Origin of the sequence: Sphingobacterium lactis, assembly GCF_051951495.1 — a bacterium.
GTDB lineage: Bacteria > Bacteroidota > Bacteroidia > Sphingobacteriales > Sphingobacteriaceae > Sphingobacterium > Sphingobacterium lactis_A.
Genome location: NZ_JBNHAS010000005.1, coordinates 64,294 through 83,217 on the forward strand (window position 1 = coordinate 64,294; position 18,924 = coordinate 83,217).

Annotated in this window: 16 protein-coding genes; 3 read left to right on the forward strand and 13 right to left on the reverse strand. The window is 38.7% G+C overall.

The genetic code is table 11. The features are described 5' to 3' along the window. Window positions 1-132 precede the first annotated feature (132 nt). Both ACP6L2_RS15780 and ACP6L2_RS15785 read left to right on the forward strand, forming a co-directional pair. The gene (locus ACP6L2_RS15780) at window positions 133-2,736 is read left to right on the forward strand and encodes a DNA translocase FtsK 4TM domain-containing protein (protein ID WP_440510260.1); all 2,604 of its coding nucleotides are present in this window, start codon (window positions 133-135) and stop codon (window positions 2,734-2,736) included. A 10-nt stretch (window positions 2,737-2,746) separates the two neighbouring features. Then, on the forward strand, window positions 2,747-3,385 hold the full coding sequence (locus ACP6L2_RS15785) for a LolA family protein (protein ID WP_440510261.1): 639 nt from the start codon (window positions 2,747-2,749) through the stop codon (window positions 3,383-3,385). Between the two features lie 108 nt (window positions 3,386-3,493). On the opposite strand, the gene ACP6L2_RS15790 is transcribed toward ACP6L2_RS15785, so the two are convergent. The 3 genes from ACP6L2_RS15790 to ACP6L2_RS15800 are packed head-to-tail and all read right to left on the reverse strand — an operon-like array spanning window position 3,494 to window position 6,019. Then, window positions 3,494-4,123, reverse strand: a complete 630-nt coding sequence (locus ACP6L2_RS15790) for a CoA transferase subunit B (protein ID WP_344674926.1) — start codon at window positions 4,121-4,123, stop codon at window positions 3,494-3,496. Between the two features lie 2 nt (window positions 4,124-4,125). Continuing rightward, window positions 4,126-5,304, reverse strand: coding sequence for an acetyl-CoA C-acyltransferase (locus ACP6L2_RS15795; RefSeq protein ID WP_440510262.1), 1,179 nt, complete (start codon window positions 5,302-5,304; stop codon window positions 4,126-4,128). Further along, complete coding sequence (locus ACP6L2_RS15800) at window positions 5,297-6,019, reverse strand: CoA transferase subunit A (RefSeq protein ID WP_344674928.1); 723 nt, start codon at window positions 6,017-6,019, stop codon at window positions 5,297-5,299. The genes ACP6L2_RS15795 and ACP6L2_RS15800 overlap by 8 nt, the downstream gene beginning before the upstream one ends. Before the next feature lie 486 nt (window positions 6,020-6,505). Here ACP6L2_RS15800 and ACP6L2_RS15805 point away from each other — a divergent pair, with 486 nt between their 5' ends. After that, window positions 6,506-7,093 carry a hypothetical protein gene (locus ACP6L2_RS15805; RefSeq protein ID WP_440510263.1) on the forward strand — a complete coding sequence of 196 codons (588 nt, stop codon included), beginning with the start codon at window positions 6,506-6,508 and terminating at the stop codon, window positions 7,091-7,093. Window positions 7,094-7,252: 159 nt separating this feature from the next. Here ACP6L2_RS15805 and ACP6L2_RS15810 read toward each other — a convergent pair whose 3' ends face one another. The 10 genes from ACP6L2_RS15810 to ACP6L2_RS15855 form a co-directional block, all read right to left on the reverse strand. Further along, entirely contained in the window at window positions 7,253-8,407 is a 1,155-nt protein-coding gene (locus ACP6L2_RS15810; protein ID WP_440510264.1) for a hypothetical protein, read from the reverse strand. A 16-nt stretch (window positions 8,408-8,423) separates the two neighbouring features. Further along, window positions 8,424-8,606: a hypothetical protein gene (locus ACP6L2_RS15815; RefSeq protein WP_440510265.1), complete on the reverse strand. Its 183-nt coding sequence runs from the start codon at window positions 8,604-8,606 to the stop codon at window positions 8,424-8,426. A gap of 460 nt (window positions 8,607-9,066) precedes the next feature. Then, window positions 9,067-10,845, reverse strand: a complete 1,779-nt coding sequence (locus ACP6L2_RS15820; RefSeq protein WP_440510266.1) for a M14 family metallopeptidase — start codon at window positions 10,843-10,845, stop codon at window positions 9,067-9,069. A 13-nt stretch (window positions 10,846-10,858) separates the two neighbouring features. After that, the gene (locus ACP6L2_RS15825) at window positions 10,859-12,487 is read right to left on the reverse strand and encodes a M14 family zinc carboxypeptidase (RefSeq protein ID WP_440510267.1); all 1,629 of its coding nucleotides are present in this window, start codon (window positions 12,485-12,487) and stop codon (window positions 10,859-10,861) included. A 1,101-nt stretch (window positions 12,488-13,588) separates the two neighbouring features. Further along, window positions 13,589-13,972, reverse strand: coding sequence for a hypothetical protein (locus ACP6L2_RS15830; RefSeq protein WP_440510268.1), 384 nt, complete (start codon window positions 13,970-13,972; stop codon window positions 13,589-13,591). 454 nt (window positions 13,973-14,426) lie between these two features. Further along, entirely contained in the window at window positions 14,427-15,239 is an 813-nt protein-coding gene (locus ACP6L2_RS15835; RefSeq protein WP_440510269.1) for a siderophore-interacting protein, read from the reverse strand. Window positions 15,240-15,243: 4 nt separating this feature from the next. After that, window positions 15,244-16,200, reverse strand: coding sequence for a siderophore ABC transporter substrate-binding protein (locus ACP6L2_RS15840; protein ID WP_440510270.1), 957 nt, complete (start codon window positions 16,198-16,200; stop codon window positions 15,244-15,246). A 1-nt stretch (window position 16,201) separates the two neighbouring features. Continuing rightward, window positions 16,202-16,984: an iron ABC transporter ATP-binding protein gene (locus ACP6L2_RS15845; RefSeq protein ID WP_440510271.1), complete on the reverse strand. Its 783-nt coding sequence runs from the start codon at window positions 16,982-16,984 to the stop codon at window positions 16,202-16,204. Further along, on the reverse strand, window positions 16,957-17,910 hold the full coding sequence (locus tag ACP6L2_RS15850) for an iron chelate uptake ABC transporter family permease subunit (RefSeq protein WP_440510272.1): 954 nt from the start codon (window positions 17,908-17,910) through the stop codon (window positions 16,957-16,959). The genes ACP6L2_RS15845 and ACP6L2_RS15850 overlap by 28 nt, the downstream gene beginning before the upstream one ends. After that, the gene (locus ACP6L2_RS15855; RefSeq protein WP_440510273.1) at window positions 17,907-18,872 is read right to left on the reverse strand and encodes an ABC transporter permease; all 966 of its coding nucleotides are present in this window, start codon (window positions 18,870-18,872) and stop codon (window positions 17,907-17,909) included. Before ACP6L2_RS15855 ends, ACP6L2_RS15850 begins: the two co-directional genes overlap by 4 nt. Window positions 18,873-18,924 lie beyond the last annotated feature (52 nt).

The window sequence follows — 18,924 nt, forward strand, 5'->3', positions numbered from 1 at the left end:
TCAATATGAAGTTAAGTATAGCATTTGAATTCCAAAAATATCCTTAACTTACCATGCCTTCAACCCATAGTTACAATTGGATGCATGAAGGTTTTTTTTTAAGTTTGTAATACGAAAAATAGCGTCATTTGAATGGCAAAACTAAATACATTTAAGAATAGTGCTGGCACGGCTGCGGGAAAGAAGACTAAAAACACCACACTATCCTATCAAAAACGAGCCAAAACAACTAAATCCTTTGACCAGATTAACTTCTCCGAAGGGCAACGTAAAGCACTTAAGATCCTAGGGTTATTTTTATTACTCCTAGCAGGATTGTTTACAGTAGCTTTTGTTTCCTATCTATTTACTTGGAAAGCTGATCAAAGTTATATTTCCAGCACCAATGGTGGCTGGTCTACCCTATTTAAGACAACCGAGGAAATTCATGATGAACAAGTAGACCTTCCTATTGTAGAGAATAAGCTTGGTAAATTTGGTGCCCTATTGGCCAATCAATTTATCTATGAGTGGTTCGGTGTGGCGTCTTTTCTGTTTATTCTGATCCTTTTTGTTACAGGCTATAAATTTCTTTATAAACGTTCCATTCTTCCCATGTGGAAGACTTGGGTATATTCACTGATTGCTATTATCCTATTGTCCATTACCTTTGGATTTATTCAAGATTTCATTGCAGACACACCACATATCTTAGAGGGTAAATTTGGTTTCTGGACAAATCAGATCTTGAAATCTCAAATTGGTCAAGTCGGAACAGCTGGTCTATTAATCTTTGTGGTGTTAACCGCATTGGTATTGATATACAATTACGATTTAAGATTATCTTTCCGATCGAATAAGAATGAAGACCTGGAAGATGATGAGCTTCTAGAAGAAGATGAGCCATCTTTAGAAGGAAATACCACCAACAAAATTCGTAGTAATAAACAGAATGAGGTGGCTAGCCATACTTATTCTTACCCAGAGCCTACTGAAGAAATTGAAGAAGAAGAGGAATTGACGGAGGAAGAAAAGGAACTTAGTATGAGTATGCCTTTACAGGTCAATACTCCAAAACCTACCAACAATAATGTTCAACATCAGGCAGGTCAGGAAATCGAATTTAGCATAGAACCGCCTACACCTCAACCTAAAGCAAGTGAAGTTGCTGAAGAACCTTCATTGATTGTAGAACAACCAATCGTTGAGAAACCTATTTCAGCAAACGATTTGGTAGAGAAATTCGGTGAATATGACCCTAAATTGGATCTTTCGGGATACCAATATCCGACCTTGGACTTGTTGAAGGAATATGGATCAGGTAAAATCACCATTAACCAACAAGAATTAGAAGGCAATAAAAATCGAATTGTAGAAACCCTACGTAACTACAGCATCGAGATTGAGCATATTAAAGCGACTATTGGTCCTACGGTGACCTTATATGAGATCATCCCTAAACCAGGAGTTCGTATTTCTAAAATCAAGAATCTAGAGGATGACATCGCCTTAAGTTTAGCTGCATTAGGTATACGTATTATCGCTCCAATGCCAGGTAAAGGGACAATTGGTATTGAAGTACCAAGCAGTACACCAGAGATGGTCTCTATGCGCTCTATATTGGCAACTGAGAAGTACCAAAAGACCGACATGGACTTGCCAATAGCTTTAGGTAAGACGATTTCCAATGAGGTTTATATTGCAGACTTAGCGAAGATGCCTCACTTATTGGTAGCGGGTGCTACAGGACAGGGTAAATCGGTAGGTATTAATGCTATTCTGACTTCCCTTTTATACAAAAAACACCCAGCAGAACTGAAATTTGTTTTGGTTGACCCTAAGAAAGTAGAACTTTCACTCTTCAAGAAGATTGAGCGTCATTTCTTGGCGAAACTTCCAAATGAAGATGAAGCTATTATTACCGACACTAAAAATGTAGTAAACACTTTAAATTCCCTTTGTATTGAAATGGATCAACGTTATGATCTATTAAAAAATGCGCAGGTTCGTAATTTAAAGGAATATAATGCAAAATTTATCAACCGTCGATTAAACCCTGAGGAGGGTCATCGATTCTTACCGTTTATAGTTCTTATTATTGATGAGTTTGCCGATTTGATTATGACGGCAGGCAAGGAAGTAGAAACACCGATTGCTCGATTAGCGCAGTTAGCCCGTGCTATTGGTATTCACTTAGTGATTGCAACACAGCGTCCATCCGTGAATATCATTACTGGTACCATTAAAGCTAACTTCCCGGCACGTTTAGCATTCCGCGTACTATCTAAGACCGATTCAAGGACCATCTTAGACAGCGGGGGTGCTGACCAATTAATTGGTCGTGGGGATATGCTCTTATCGACAGGAAGTGACCTGATTCGTATTCAATGTGCTTTTGTAGACACACCAGAGGTCGATCAGATATCTGACTTTATCGGTGGTCAACGTGGATATCCTTCAGCACATCTCCTACCGGAATATGTAGGTGAAAGCGGTGAAGGTGGTGCTTCCTCAGACTTTGATATGGATTCCCGTGATTCCATGTTCGAAGAAGCTGCTCGCCTGATTGTTATGCATCAACAAGGCTCAACATCTTTAATCCAGCGTAAGTTAAAATTAGGTTATAACCGTGCTGGAAGAATCATCGATCAACTGGAAGCTGCAGGTATTGTAGGTCCTTTTGAAGGTAGTAAAGCACGTGAAGTACTTTATCCAGATGAATATTCTTTGGAACAGTATTTGGAAACGTTAAGATAAGATGGAAAACATGAAGAAATTAGTGTATGCCGTATTTGCTGTTTTCATGGTTCAATTGGCATTTGCCCAAGACCCGACAGCTAAAAACACCCTTGAAAAGGTATCTAAGAAGTATGACTCCTATAAGACGATGGAAGCCAACTTTAAGGTATTGATTCAACCAAAATCTGGTAACTCAGGTACTGAAACCGGTAAAATCTATTTAAATAAACCGGAAAACAAATTCCGTATTGATATGCAACAACAAGATATTTTCGGAGATAACCAAAGTATCTGGAATGTCAATAAAGAGGTGAAGGAAATTCAAATATCCCCAGCGGATGATGATAATCAAGCCATCGGTCCAAGTAACTTATTTACTTTCTACAAATTTGGCTTTAATTACAAATCATTAGGATCTAAGGGATCAGGAAAAAACAAAATACAATCCATTGAGTTGACTCCTCAGAATAAAACATCCAATTATTCGAAGATCACCTTACGCATCAATGGAAATGATCATATCCAAGATGTAACAATTTTGGATAAATCGGGAATGAAGTATACTTATAGCATCAATGCGCTATATGTTAACCAAAATATCCCGGGAAGTACTTTTCAATACCAGAAAAAGAACTATCCGAACTACGAAGAAGTTGATTTAAGATAAAATCATACCATTACGAAACACAAAAGAAAAGCACTTAGAATAGATAATCTAAGTGCTTTTTTTATTAAAATCTATATAGAGAAATGTTTGGTCGACTTATGAGTTCGATTAATATAACAACTTCCCGGCAGTGCTTTGACGAACCATATCCAATGACACCCCTTCATGCAGTTCCACGATCTTGAACCCGCCCTCTGGCAATACATCAAACACCCCTAATTCCGTCACTATTTTCTTGACACAGCGGACACCAGTCAATGGCAAAGTACATGAAGGCAATAACTTCGATTCACCATGCTTATTCACATGTTGCATGGCCACGATTATATTCTCGGCACTTGCCACCAGATCCATAGCACCCCCCATACCTTTAACCATCTTACCAGGGATCTTCCAATTAGCGATATCGCCATTCTCAGAAACCTCCATTGCACCAAGGATGGTAAGATCGATCTTTCTGGAACGAATCATCCCAAAGCTCATCGCGGAGTCAAAGAAAGCAGAGCCAGGCAAGGTCGTGATGGTCTGTTTACCGGCATTGATATAATCCGCATCCTCCTCCCCTTCATAAGGAAAAGGTCCCATTCCCAACAGTCCATTCTCACTCTGAAGCACCACATTGATATCTTCGGGAATATAATTGGCAACCAATGTGGGGATACCAATCCCTAAGTTCACATAGTAGCCATCTTTTATTTCCTTCGCTATACGTTTAGCGATTCCAAATTTATCCAACATAATTAGCATTTTTTGAGGATCATGGCACTGGCACCACCGCCACCATTACAGATAGCAGCTAAACCATAAGTTCCATTCTCCTGATGTAAAACTGAGTTTAAGGTCACGATTATTCTTGCTCCAGAACAACCTAGAGGGTGTCCTAAAGCCACAGCACCACCATAAACATTCATTTTATCCTGCGACAGATCCAATATTTGCGCATTGGCTAAGGCAACTACTGAAAAAGCCTCATTAAATTCAAAATAATCAATCTCATCAACGGTCATTCCTGCCTTCTGAAGCACTTTCTGTGTGGCAATGGCCGGTGTGGTAGTAAACCACTCTGGAGCTTGCTCAGCGTCCGCATAGGCAATCACCTCTGCTAATGGAGTAACCCCCAATTCTTGTACTTTTTGCGCACTCATTAATACCACCGCAGCAGCTCCATCGCTTAATGTGGAAGCATTGGCAGCTGTGATAGTCCCATCGCTCTTAAAAGAAGGTCTCAATTGACCAATCTTCTCGAAATTAACCTGTTTGTATTCCTCATCCTCCGCTATCGTTACGGAACCTTTACGACCAGCTACTTCTACTGGTACTACTTCCGTATTGAACTTGCCCGATTCCCAGGCTATTTTGCTTCTTGTATAGGATTGAACAGCATATTCATCTTGATCGGCTCTGGAGATAGCATATTTTTCAGCACATGACTCCCCACAATTACCCATTGCCTGATTGGAATACACATCTGTTAAGCCATCTTTCATCAAACCATCGATTAGTTTTTGATCGCCAAATTTAGCACCCCATCGAGCTGATGTATCGTAGTAAGGCACTTGGCTCATACTTTCCATACCACCAGCAACAACAACATGCGCATCACCCAATAAAATCTGTTGAACGCCAATAGAAATAGCTTTCATTCCACTTGCACAAACCTTGTTGATGGTTGTTGCAGGAATATGGTCTGGCAATCCAGCAAATTTTGCTGCTTGACGAGCAGGTGCTTGTCCCAAATTCGCTTGCAATACAGATCCCATATAAACCTCATCCACTTGATCTCCTTTAAGGCCTGCCTCCTCTAAAACAGCTTTGATGGCTTTAGCACCTAATTCTGTGGCTGAAACGCTGGCTAATCCTGCCCCAAAACTCCCCATAGGAGTTCGCTTGGCAGCTACGATATATACGCTTTTATTCATGGTTTTCTCTTTGTCTTACGGTTCTTTGTTCGATACGCTTCTCATAGCGCTCGCCTTGAAAAATATGTTGTACGAATACCCCAGGGGTATGAATATGATTGGGATCCAACTCTCCCGGTTCTACTAATTCCTCTACCTCAGCTATGGTAATCTTTCCACACATCGCTACAGCATGATTAAAATTCTGTGCCGTACCACGGTACACCAAATTACCTTCGCGATCACCCTTCCACGCTTTCACCAAAGCATAGTCAGGCTCAAAGGCATATTCCATCAAATAATCCTTCTCTACGCCATGGAAAGTAAAACGTCGAACTTCCTTTCCTTCTGCCACTTCGGTACCTACTCCCGCAGGGGTGTAGATGACAGGAAGCCCATAGCCTCCAGCCATTAAACGTGTCGCCAAGGTTCCCTGTGGAATCAACTCGACTTCCAATTCGCCACTTAGCATTTGACGTTCAAACTCTGCATTCTCTCCGACATAGGAAGCTATCATCTTCTTGATCTGCTTCTTTTGCAGCAATAAGCCCAATCCAAAATCATCTACTCCCGCATTATTACTAATACAGGTCAGATCCATAACGCCTTTTTCAATCAAGGCAGCAATTAGATTCTCTGGAATACCACAAAGACCAAATCCACCGACGGAAACAATCATTCCATCTTGAATGTCTTTGACGGCCTCCAGCGCATTGGAAACTGTTTTATCTATCATGTATTGTGTAGTTTTTAAGATTAGCAGCTGAAAATTCCGATAATATGCTCAATTCTGCTATTCTTGCAACAGCATCTTCGAACCAAATATTATTTCAATATACACGTAAATAACTTATAATTTACGCTGAATTACCCGCTGTAATTTCTTAGTTTATAATTTATATAAATGTAAGGATTAAAAATTAAATTTCAGAAGCTGCTGAGGTTTTTCCATTCCTCAAATAGAATGTCAAATTAATTTGAGAGCTAGCAGAAAAAACCAACTCTTTTTATTAAGGATGATAGCAAAATGGGAATTTATTGATAAGAATATCAATGTTGACTTTTTGTTACTTGTCATTTTTAAGACAAAAAATAGCAACATCTTATAAATTGAGGTTTACGACCTTAGCGATTTAATCTTATCTATTTCTATAATTTTTTTTACATTATCTAATTAAATTGCTAAACTTGATCTATTAAGTAAGAAAAACACCTTAAACTTATGCGATTATTATCAATTCTATTATTGGTTGTGCTACTTAGCCCAACGGTACATGGTCAGACCTTGCAACAAAAACTACGCACTACTTCGCTAGACAGCCAGTTTGTTGTTCTAAATTTGCAATCTAGAAATCAAGATGCCGATTTTAAGATCATCCGAAAAAGTAATCTTGATATTATCCGTCAAAACGTAAAAGATTCTTTAAGCAAGTACAAAAAGCAAATCAATGAATTGAATGGTACGGCAAATAACTCAGCAGGAAGTATTAAATCCCTTCAAGATTCTGTACAGACCTTATCAACAAGTCTTGCTGCGGAGCAAGAAAAAACAGATAGCATCTCTTTTTTAGGCATTCCTTTTTCTAAAGGATCATACCATAGCATGGTTTGGGCTATTATCCTCGTTTTAGGGGCTGCCTTTTTTGGTACTTTGGTTGCCTTCCGTAAAGCCAAAGTAGATACGGTAGAATCTAAAAATACCGTAGATGAATTACAAGAAGAATTACAAACCTTGCGTAAGAAAGCTATGGAAAGAGAACAACAGCTGAAGCGACAATTACTCGACGAACAATTAAAAAGAAACTCCTAAATATAAAAGCTGCCCATGGGCAGCTTTTTTCGTATCTAATACATTCTATCTAGACTTCTAGTCAAAAAACGACATTAAAATTGTTGCTTAATTTTCATGGATTGTGCTTCATAAGAGCTGTCCTCTTATTATAAACTAACACAAAACCTCAGATTCATTTTAATCTAAAATATTCACATTGATCTTATATCGTGTCCCTGCATTCAGGGTAAACCCTGTTAATTCCAAATCACGCTTAGAAACCGAGCCATCCACTCGCCTTAAAGTAATATTATGCAAATCAATTATTCCAGCCTGTGTTTGGTCAAAACCGGTATAAAAAACACAAGGCCTAAAAACAAGGGACGTGACATTCTTTTGTGGATCAAAAAACAAAGTTTTTCCTTTTAAGTTTACCCCCAAACAGTACGCATCTGTAAATGTACCATTACTGAGATTCGTTGTCATTCGATTACAAAAAGGTCTTATACGATTTAGGGAATCAACTGCTGTAAGTGGATTAACCGTTGAAATATACAATCCACCACCTACAGGAGCATTTATTGCCAAGTCAACACCCACAAACATATGCTTTAACTTAATATCTAAATCCATACTATGGTAAACACGGACCACACTTTTCCAATACATAAAGTCCGATCCACCATCAATTCCAATATCCAAGTTTCCTGGAGGTTCAGTATAGCCATTGAGCCCTAACACTTTCGCTAATGGACTAATCTTTACCTGACTCAAAGGAGCCGTTGGATTATCGGGCAATTCCGGTGCAGAACCTGAACTCAACTGACTATAACACATAAATATATAGTCCGTATTGCCATCCAGAACAAAGTAGCGATCCTCACCATATAATAGACTATTTGGGTCGCCTCGCTTGAAATCCTTATGCGAAATATAATTACCGGCCATCGAATAAACCGCCACCCGATAAAAAGTTCCATTGGGTACTTCCTGAATCAAAGGTCCAGCCGCTTCTAATTCACCATCCTTCCCAACTGTTGAACCATTTGTTCCAGACTCTTCTATCCCCATTGGAATGATCTCCGCCTCGTAGCTAAAACCTGCTGAATCCTTGACAACAATTCGTTGTGTCTTTAATCCTTGATAATCTCTAATTGAACTTTTAAGCCCCTTATTAGAACCTGAAGAATTGAAATCTGCTATGGGATATTCCAGATTTATATCCCCTACACCAACCTTCACCTGTATGGCATCCCCAGAAATCCCTCCTTTTAATTTTTCCTTATCACAAGCGATAAAAATGTTTATTATGCCTAATATTAGACACAAAAACGAGATTCTTGATGTGTTCATTTATTCGTACCGCAAGCTACCAAGTAATATCTCTAGTAATTTCTTCCGTCTGTTCCCATTCATGGGTAAACTTCGTAGCTGTCTTTGGGGGAGTTACATTGGCTGACCCTACGGCAATTGAATTTTCATATTCGATGACTATAACCTCGACCTTGGGTTGGTCATAAGGTTTCTTTTTTGTCCTTACTTTTTTAGACATTTTTAGAATTAAGTTTAATTATTGGTTTTTCTCTAATTATTGGCAAATATAAATCAAACATAATTAATATTAATATTTTATAAGAAATTATTTTCTTTATCAAGTATTTTAATAATAGGCACAGTGTATACAGTAATATTTAAACTAAAAACATGATAATTTTGTAATAAATAATTAAAGATTGTTCAAATTTCGGTTTTTCATCGTAAAACAATATTTACATAGGAATTCTGACAAAAAAGCAGTGCAATATTTTGTCTCAGAAAGGATACGGTATCAAGCACTTAACTATCTAGGAAAGTAAAGCCAAAAAGCTATTTCCATTGTTTAAATGCAATTGAAATAAGAATTTGGATTACTAAAAAAGAAAACCGACAACATTCAAGCAATTATTACCTATTTGCAATAATATACTTGCTGTTGTCGGCTAATTGTATCAAACCGTTTCTACGGCGAGATGTTAAGACTTGTTATTCGATTTTAAACTATGTTCCAAATAACCACCTTTAGGACTATCTACAATAATTTTTGCGGAGCTAGGGTTTCCTTTGACAATCCATTTTACTTTTACTGCTGTCGTACCTTCAATGGTTGGCACTTCAATCTGTTCGGGTTTGAATCGTTGCTCCCTAGTTTCATTGAAATCGGCGTTCATGACGCGCATACCAGCGATGACCTGTGCCCCTTCTAAACGAATATGATTTGGCCGCTCAATCTTATGGCGTACATCATGATCTGAATGCGTAGGAATGATTCGGCTATTCCAAATGCTGGCAGTTACCTCATATAAATTTCCCCCTAATGATTTCACCTCGGTATCCAACACCTCCAACTTAGGCATATGGTAAGCATGGTAGATCGTGAATGCAGCATTTCTATGCGCATCTTCCATCAATAAAAAGCCTGGGTGATTCCTTGTATAGTTCTTTTTAGCCCCGCCGATTTCAATCTTTCCAAACTGCGGATGGTCGTATTCTTTCCAAGGAACATAAGCATCCCCGAACATCAGCAATTTATCAAACTCATAATACTCATCACTCTGCCTTAATCCTTCTTCGCCTTTATTGTTGAACAATTTATAGTTCGTCATCAATTCATTGGAGAATGTAAAAATACCTCTTGTTAGAGCCAAGAAATCAATTTCGCCACCAAATACCGTATACAAGCCCGAGTTAATCACGATATAATTATATCCCGGAAGCATCTTTGAACCTACATTTCCGATGGCATCATACACACCTACATCCTTACGGGAGTAGAATCGTTCATCTTCTGCAGCTCCAGGGCCTCTTAATATCATACCGCCATAGTTATGGTATGATTGCGCACCTGCAATATTTGGATGATCATAAATGAATTTCTTGACCGCTTGTGTCTCTGGTAAAGTCCCTGGATAGTATAAAGCGCCTCCTTGCACATAATTTGGCTGCCAATTCCAACCCCAATCACGATTCGGATCATAAGTACCGGTGATATCCTCATTGACTAAACCATCCCCATCGTTATCAATGCCCTCATAGCCCAATAGCTCGTATTCTCCAACCTCACCTGCCTTGGCCATAATCATCCGATTCGGATTATCCGGATCAATTTTATAGCGCCCTGTTTTCGACTTGCGACGCATCATCACAATCTGTCCATCCTTATCTAAATCATCGTACAAATCCTCAGCAACCAATCCATCTCCATCATTGTCAAATGGTCGACGACCAGTTCTGGAAGAGTGCATGGTATTCGGCTCATAGATGAAATATTCCCTTGAGTCAGGATTAATCGTCGGCGCAATATAGAACACTTTATCCTTCAACAATTCCTTTATGAATGGTACAGCATGATAGTTTTCCGCCAAATACCAAGCGGTGTACATGGAAATCTCAGACCCTTGCAGCTCATTGGCATGTATGTTACCATCAATCCACATCGCTGGTTTTCGCTTTGCATCACCTTCTTTAAAATCGGTAACTGTCAATACAAATATATCCCTGCCCTCATAGCTTTTTCCGATGGATTCATATTTAACCAGATTAGGATAAGCCTTTTGCAAGTCCTTATAGAACTGCTCCATTTGTTTTAAATCGTGGTACCTGGACCAGTTCATTTGAACTTTCGGATTGGAAGGAGAGCCTACTGCCCGCAATCCAGCAATTTCTTTTGGGGCATCATCATTTTTCTGCTGTGCCATCGCAGTCCCTACACTAAAAGCTAAAGCTAGGGTAAGTATCTTATGTGAAAATCTCATAATTAGCGTCTACTTATAGGTTAATGGAAATGGTTTTCTCGCCTGCTGTTGGACATCCAACAGTCAGTTGCGCTTTCCCTTTTCCTTGAATCAACCAAGAAAAGGTATTCGACTCACCCGCCTTTAAGGTAGGGTACAACTGCAAGCGTTTACCGCTCAAAAATTTCTGCGATTTGTCTAAATCTAAAATAGACTTCATCTTCGAAACATGTTTGATTTTATCCGCAAACTCCGGATAGGTAGGCATCATTCCTGTATTGAATAAACGGATTTCAACACGATAGATATTATCCCCTACGTGCGTAATCTTAGGTTCGGAGAATTCCAAAACGGCCATGGCTTTGGTTAGTTTTACGATAAAGTCTGTATGTAATTTAGCTGGTTGATCCAAATGCTGTACAGGAGGGTTATGTCTGAAACGCTCCACTAGTCCACCAACTTCCACCTCTTGTCCTGGAAAGTCAGGGTGATTAACTTTAGTCCAAGGTAATACCGCTCCTTTTATCTGTTGCTGATTAATCCAATTTACAAAACGATCATCATCCTTGTTATCTTTATTTGCGGTACCTCTATTATTATTTTTACTGGTATCCGAAGCTGCAGGAACCCACCATCCCGGACTTACAAAGCTAAATTTACCGGTATGATAATAAACAGTGCTAGAGAAATTGCCCTTTCCAGCAGGCATTTTTGGTGCATCGCCTAAGGCTTTGGTGCTTTGATTATAAAGTTGACTCACCAATGCCGAAATTTTGACATCCTCATTTGTCCAAGATTTACTGATTCTTTCCATCGCCTTACGTTGATCAAACTGCTCAGGAACTGATAAGTTGTTCTGTAATCCGAAATGCAAGACCGATGCTATCTGTGGATTGTCAAATATAAGATCGATAATGGCTCTGGTCTCCGATTCCGATGCTGCATAATCTCCTGTCTCGGGCTCAAAAAACGGATAATCATAAGCAAAGTTTCGGTCTAAATTCACGCCTCCTAATCCATCTTCACCATACTGACCATCTAAATCCGTATCCACCCCTTCCTTAAAGATTTCATAAGTACCTGATTCTGACTTCGTGCGATCCGCCAAAACCATGAAATCCATTAAACTCGGATGATTCTTGAAGGGACCAGTCGGCACCTTTACGCGCATTTGTGAGATGATACCATCCCCATTCAAGTCTTTATTCGGATTTTCATCCACACGACCATCACGATCATTATCTACCTGACGAGCATTGCCCGAGGCCCAATCTAATCCTTTGATGTTTCGTTTATAGGCATCAACATTTAGTACTGGAACAATCCAAATAGCTTTTTTTGCCAAAAGTTCATCCAACTCATTCCCCGGAAGAGCTAATAGATTTTGTGCAACTGAAAGTGCTTGAATCGTACCGGAAACATGTTTACCATCTACGCCGGCAACAATCAATAAGGTGGGCTTAGCCGTTTTTCCTTGTTGGATTTTTATTAATGGAATATCCTCACCGCCAAAACTCTTCCCAATGGACTGCTGTTGAACCAGCGCATGGGAGCTTATTTTTCCGATTTGGCTTTTCAGCGCATCGTAGGTTGGGTAATCCCACTGCGCATGGACTGTAAAAGGAATGCATGCTAGGCAAATCCTCAAGAACCAATATTTCATAAAAATAGGTGTTAGTTAGATTATAAACATAAGGATTAAATGAGTAATAAGTAACATATTCAGCAGGTAATTTATTTGTTATAATTCTCATTAATTTGCTAATAGGTATTATAAACGAAAATCATGTTATCCCGAACTAAATTTTATAACCAAATAACTACTCCTCTACCCTAAAAAATGGTCAGGAAATACAAAGATTTTATACCCTTAGGGTTTAACTCTGGATAAGGTAGGTATTGGGTCTAGTTAAGTTCGATACACTTAGGGAATTTTCTCGGATCTGATATGGATCTTGTTCGGATCTCGTTCGGTCGGAACCGAACGAGATCCGAAGGAGATCCGAACAAGTTCCGAAGGAGATCCGAAAGTGTCTCGAATCCAACTACTAGAAAACCCTTAGGAAACCCCTAGCAAACCCCTGTTTAATAATAGCTAGCATGGAGTAGTTAGTATCTAGACCTATGGCGAGATAGAAGATTTGTCACCGACGACAAACACTAGATTTGAGATTTAGAGATATTATCCATTTGCGGTTGATGCATGCATCTACTCTACAAACAATCGTGATTTTATAATTCCTAAACACAATAACTGTAGGGTCGAAGCATGCTTCGACCGCTTAAAAATCTCACATCACCTATCTAACAGCAAAGCGGTCTCCTCCAATTTCTTAATCGGGCAGACATTCCGCTGCGCTTAGTGCTGCCCCTACGCGTGGGTGCTAATATTCGCCTAATAGCAAACTGACTAGATAGCACGTTAGGTAGGGGCGGCACTGAGTGAGTTTGAGTAAGAGCGATTCATCCCCGATGAAAACGAACGGAATGTCCGTCCGTTTTTTTTTAGACAACATAATTCAGATTACGGATTTGAAGATATATTAGATGACGGTCGATGCATGCATAACCCCTACAAACAATCGTGATTTTAAGATTTATTATCACCATACCCCTAGGAGACATGCCGTAAAGGAAGGGTATGGAAAAAGCTTATTACGATGTACAGGTCTTGTTTTTGGACAAAATTTTTCCAAAACGATTTTTCACACATCGTAATAAGCTTTGACTTTTTATTACCGATCAGTAAGAAGATTTATTGGGGTTAATCTTTTAATCTTCTATAAATATTCTTACACAGTTCGTCACAATGGGCATTACTCAAGTATAACTGATTATTATCCTCAAATCCAGCATAATATTTTGCTGGCCCAAAATCAATATTAGTACCTGAATCAGGACAATCAAAATTTATGGTCATGTTGGGACCGTGATTTTTACCTTCTTCATCCCAAGTAAAATTATATTTACCTTTACACTCAAAATTGGGATTAGTTGTGTTGCCTATAGAATCAAAAGTTATGATAAAATTTTCACTTCTTCTATCTTCAACATAAATGTCACCGTTTCCGCTTCCGCTTTCTGACCGAACCAGCTTCCATTTACCTACAATCCCCTTTTGACTATTGCCTGTCGCAAATTCATCCATATGATTCTTACCACATGACATGAAGAGTAAAATTATGGTATATAAAAAAAATCTTTTCATTTTACTTTTTTAATTAATTCACTACCATATACAAGAGTGTTTTTTGAAAGATTTCTACTATTTGACTTACTAAAATTATCGATTTGGTCTTCGATTAAAGGTTGTCTACTACATCCTAAAAATAAATACAGGAATGCAACAGCAGAGAAAATAAAATTCTTCTTGTTTATAATATGAAGGTTTTTTTTAAATAGTTAGTTGAATTAAATATACGATAATATTTTTATGAGTTTGCAAAAATGAAAAGATAGTCCGTAAATGAAGGGTTAGGGAAATAGTTTAATACTTTATAATAGTTAAAGCACTTGAAAAGGAATTCGTGAGATACGCTTATATCTTTTATCTGACGTCTGTTGTCTCTCTCCCAGCGCAGCGGTCTCACTACCTTTACACCTTAAGCATTTTTCTCTTCTCTTCTTTCTTTGGCGGAATGATCTTCAGCTATTCCGGCCTTCCAATAGGAAAAGGCATAGAATTCTTCTTTTGTCCATTGCAATTCATCTTTAAAATAGCTTCGCAGTTCCTTTACGGAGCTGTATTCGCAGGCGATGTATGCAAATTTTGACTTGTTTGAAGGTATTGGGATTTGTTTTGCTATGGCTGCAAGTTGGCTTCCCATTTCAGGCAGAGAGTTTATGACCCAATGCACTTCAAAACCAGGGTGTGTCACCTCTGGATGAATATCTGCTTCACTAGGCACTTCCACTACCATATGTCCTTTTGCATCAGAAGGCAAACTTTCCAGGATACAGCATAGCACTGGAATGGCGGTCGCATCCGCAATTAAAAAATACCAGTCCGCTTCCGTGTATAACTTAGTGGGACGGATTTTCATAGCCACGCCCAGTTGATCCTGTAGCTCGGCATTTCTTGCCCAAGCAGAGGCAGGTCCATTGTCTCCATGATTAACAAAGTCGATGCTGATTTCTTTGCTTTGTGGGTCAATAGCTCGGTGTGTATAGGTACGCACTAATGGTTTGACTGACTCATCCGGCATTACCCACTCTCCCTTTTCGCTATCGAAACTTGCAAATTGCACCTCAGTTTGTCCTGCCGGTGGAATAAATATTTTATTGTTAGCACCTGGAGTACATTGATCGAAAGCAATATCATCCTCGGATTTCAGCTTTATACGAATATAATGAGGTGTGATATAGGTCTTCTCCGTTACTTTAAATATATGTTTTGCTATTATAGGGTTTTCCATGAAACTAAGGGATTAATTTTAAAATATCGTCTAACATCAGATTTACAGAGGTCAATCCACCACCTGAAATGAACCAAACTTCGGGGTCCAGGTAAAAGATTTTTTTATTCTTAAAGGCATTGGTTTGTTGAATCAAACGATTCTCCACATCTTGCTTATTGGCCTTTTTTCCTACCACCGCAGCATTACGGTCCACAATGAATAAGTAATCAGGATTTCTCTCGGCTACTAGCTCATTTGACACACGTTGTCCATGTACCGATTCATCGTCCAGATCCATCAATGGTTTTATCTGCAACACATCATGGATAAAACCAAAACGTGAACCTTTACCAAAAGCTGAGAATTTCCCATTATTATAAATTAGGAACAAGCCCTTGTTTGGATCTTGAGAATAACGGTCTTGTGCCGTTTTTACTTTCTGTTCAATGGTTTTTAATTTCTCTAAAGCAAGATCTTCTTTCTGAAAAATACGACCGATGAGTTTCACATTATTCTCAAAGGATTCGAAGTAATTTTTATTATCCGTACCAACAAAAACAGTTGGTGCAATATCCTTGAGTTCATCATAGAACCGTTCTTGTCTGGTGGAGATTAAGATCAAGTTTGGATTTAATGCAGCTATTGCTTCAAAATCTGGCTCAACCACAGAGCCTACATCGGCAATGTCTGGATTATCCTTTAACGTGGATAGATAAGCAGGAATAAATTTACGTGGAGTTCCGACAGCTTTAACACCAAGTTCATGCATGGTTTCTAAAGCTCCAATGTCCATGGCTACTACACGGTCGGGATTTAATTGCAGGGTTGTTTGCCCTAATTTATGACTTACCTGTATGGTATCCTGGCTACCTGCTGCCTCATTGGATTTATTGCCGGATTGACAGGCGTTCAGTAGGAACAGGAAACTGAACAACATTCCGGTATAGCGGATTAATAATTTCGAATTCGTATTCATCATTTTATAAATTAAAATAGTTGCAGATTTTTCTATTGTTTCTTTCGAGGATATCAAACTCGATATCGAAGATATCTTTCAACACCTCAGGCGAAATAACCTTATCAACATGATCATTATAACATATTTCACCATTTTTCAAGGCGATAATATGATCGGAATATTGGGCGGCAAAATTGATTTCATGGATAACCAGGATAACCGTCTTTCCAAGTTCATCCACCAAACGCCGCAAGGTCTTCATGACTTGCACGGAGTGCTTCATGTCTAAATTGTTCAAAGGCTCATCCAATAAAATGTAGTCAGTATCCTGCGCAATAATCATGGCGATAAATGCTCTTTGTCTTTGTCCGCCACTCAATTCATCTAAGTAAGCATCTTGTAAATCACCTAAGTCGGAGAATGCCAATGCCGCATTGATTTTTTCCCAATCATCTTCCTTTAATTTACCCTGACTGTAAGGGAAGCGACCAAAGGATACCAAATCTTTTACGGTAAGTTTAATATCTAAATGATTCGATTGCTTAAGGATGGATAATTTCTTTGCTAAATCAGAAGATTTATAGCTTAGGAGATCTTTTTCAATAAAGGATACTTGTCCCCCATCTTGTTTTATCAGTCGGCTCAATATGGCAAGGAGCGTGCTCTTTCCAGCACCATTTGGCCCTATAAGGGAAGTAATCTGCTGATTGGGAATGCTGCCACTTAAATCTTTCAGCACTTCCTTCTTTCCATAATGTTTGGAAATTGCCTTAAAACTTAACTGATTTTTTTCCTTGTTATCCATAATAAATACATAAAATAAGCTCCACCAATAAAATTAATCACGATGCTCACAGTAGTGGAAAATTGGAGTACGTGTTCTACTAAAAATTGCCCTAGCAGCAAGCAACTACAGGAGATGAGGGCACAAATCCATAGCATAAGAAGGTGCTTACGCGTTTTAAAGAGCTCATAAGTCAGGTTACTAACCAGAATACCCAAAAAGGTAATCGGCCCAACCAAAGCAGTAGAAACAGACACCAACAAGGAAATGATCAGCATAAACCGTTTGATCATTTGGTCATAGTTCACACCTAGATTAATCGCATGCTCCTTACCTAAGGCAATAACGTCCAAATACTGAAAATAAAAACTGCTGTAAACTATAGTTCCAATGAGGGTTATAGCGGCTATCCCCAATAAACTGGTATTCATTTTTGAGAATGAAACAAACATAAAGTTCTGTATAATGGAGAACTCATTAGGGTCAATCATAACATGTAGAAATTGACTCATGGTCTGGAATAATGTTCCCATCACCATTCCCAACAATAGTAATTGATACATTCCCTTTTTGTTTTTCCCAAACATGATCATGTACATCAGCACCGAGAAAAGCAACATCAGGATAATGGCGTAAAAGAAGTTTTCCTCCTGACTAATAACCTTAAATGCTTTATCGCCATAATGGAAAACAATGACGGTTTGAAAAAGAATAAAAATAGATTCATAGCCCATGATCGAGGGTGTTAGAATCCTATTATTACTGATGGTTTGGAAAATCAAGGAGGAAAAGGCCACACTAATTCCTACGACCAGCATAGTCCCTACGCGTATGGCACGCCTGCTTAAAACATATTCATTGTTCCAACCGACTTGGTAGCTCATGAATAAAACAATTAAACCCAACAGTAAGAGAATAAGTGCAGAAAGTTTTAATGATGCCTTCATGAATCCCTCCTTACAATCAGTACTAGGAATAGAATCCCTCCAATAATACCAACGATCATCCCAATAGGGATTTCAAAAGGAAACACGAGCAGTCTTCCTATTATATCACATATCAAAAGAAAAATTGCACCTACAAAGGCAGTAATAGGAAGAGTTCTTTTTAGATTATCCCCAAAATAAATACTTATAAAATTGGGAATAATCAGTCCAATAAAGGGAATGGCTCCGACTGTTACCATAGAAGCACTAACCACTAAGGACACGGTAAATAAACCTATATAAAGTACTTGTTGATAAGACAGTCCTAAGTTTTTGGCAAAGGACTCGCCCATTCCGACAATGGTAATTTTTTCGGCATAAAAATAAATAAGTACTACTGCAGGCAAGATGAGGTATATCGCTTCATACTGCCCTGCAAGAACTGCAGAGAAGTCACCTAACAGCCATTCTTGTGTGTTTTGAACAATACCATGCTTATAGGCAAAAAATGTGGCTGCAGCACTCAGTATACTTCCGAACATCAAACCTATTAAGGGTATAAAAACGGTAGATCTAAGTTTAACTTTTGAAATAAACAGGATAAAGAGTAAGGAAATTCCAAAACAAAAAACCATCGAGAACAGCATCCTTAGAAATAAAGAGGCTGTAGGAAAGAATATCAATGCGACTAGCACGCCCATTTTTGCGGCTTCAAGAGAACCAGAGGTGGTTGGCGATACGAACCGGTTTTGCGAAAGCTGCTGTAGGATAAAACCTGCAATACTCATCCCTGCTCCTACCAGCACTAAGGCCAATGTTCTAGGAATCCTACTGATTAAAAGAAATAAAAGCTGATCCGCGTCGGAAAGTACTTCTGAAATGCGGATATCCTTGACTCCAGTAATCAAGGACAGCCAGCATAATATCAACAGAGCAACAATGGCGATAGACCAAAGAAAAAAATGCTTGTTTATTTGAATCAAATTGTGAGTTCTTATTTAAAAGCAATTCTTGGATCCTTTAGAACCCAAGAAT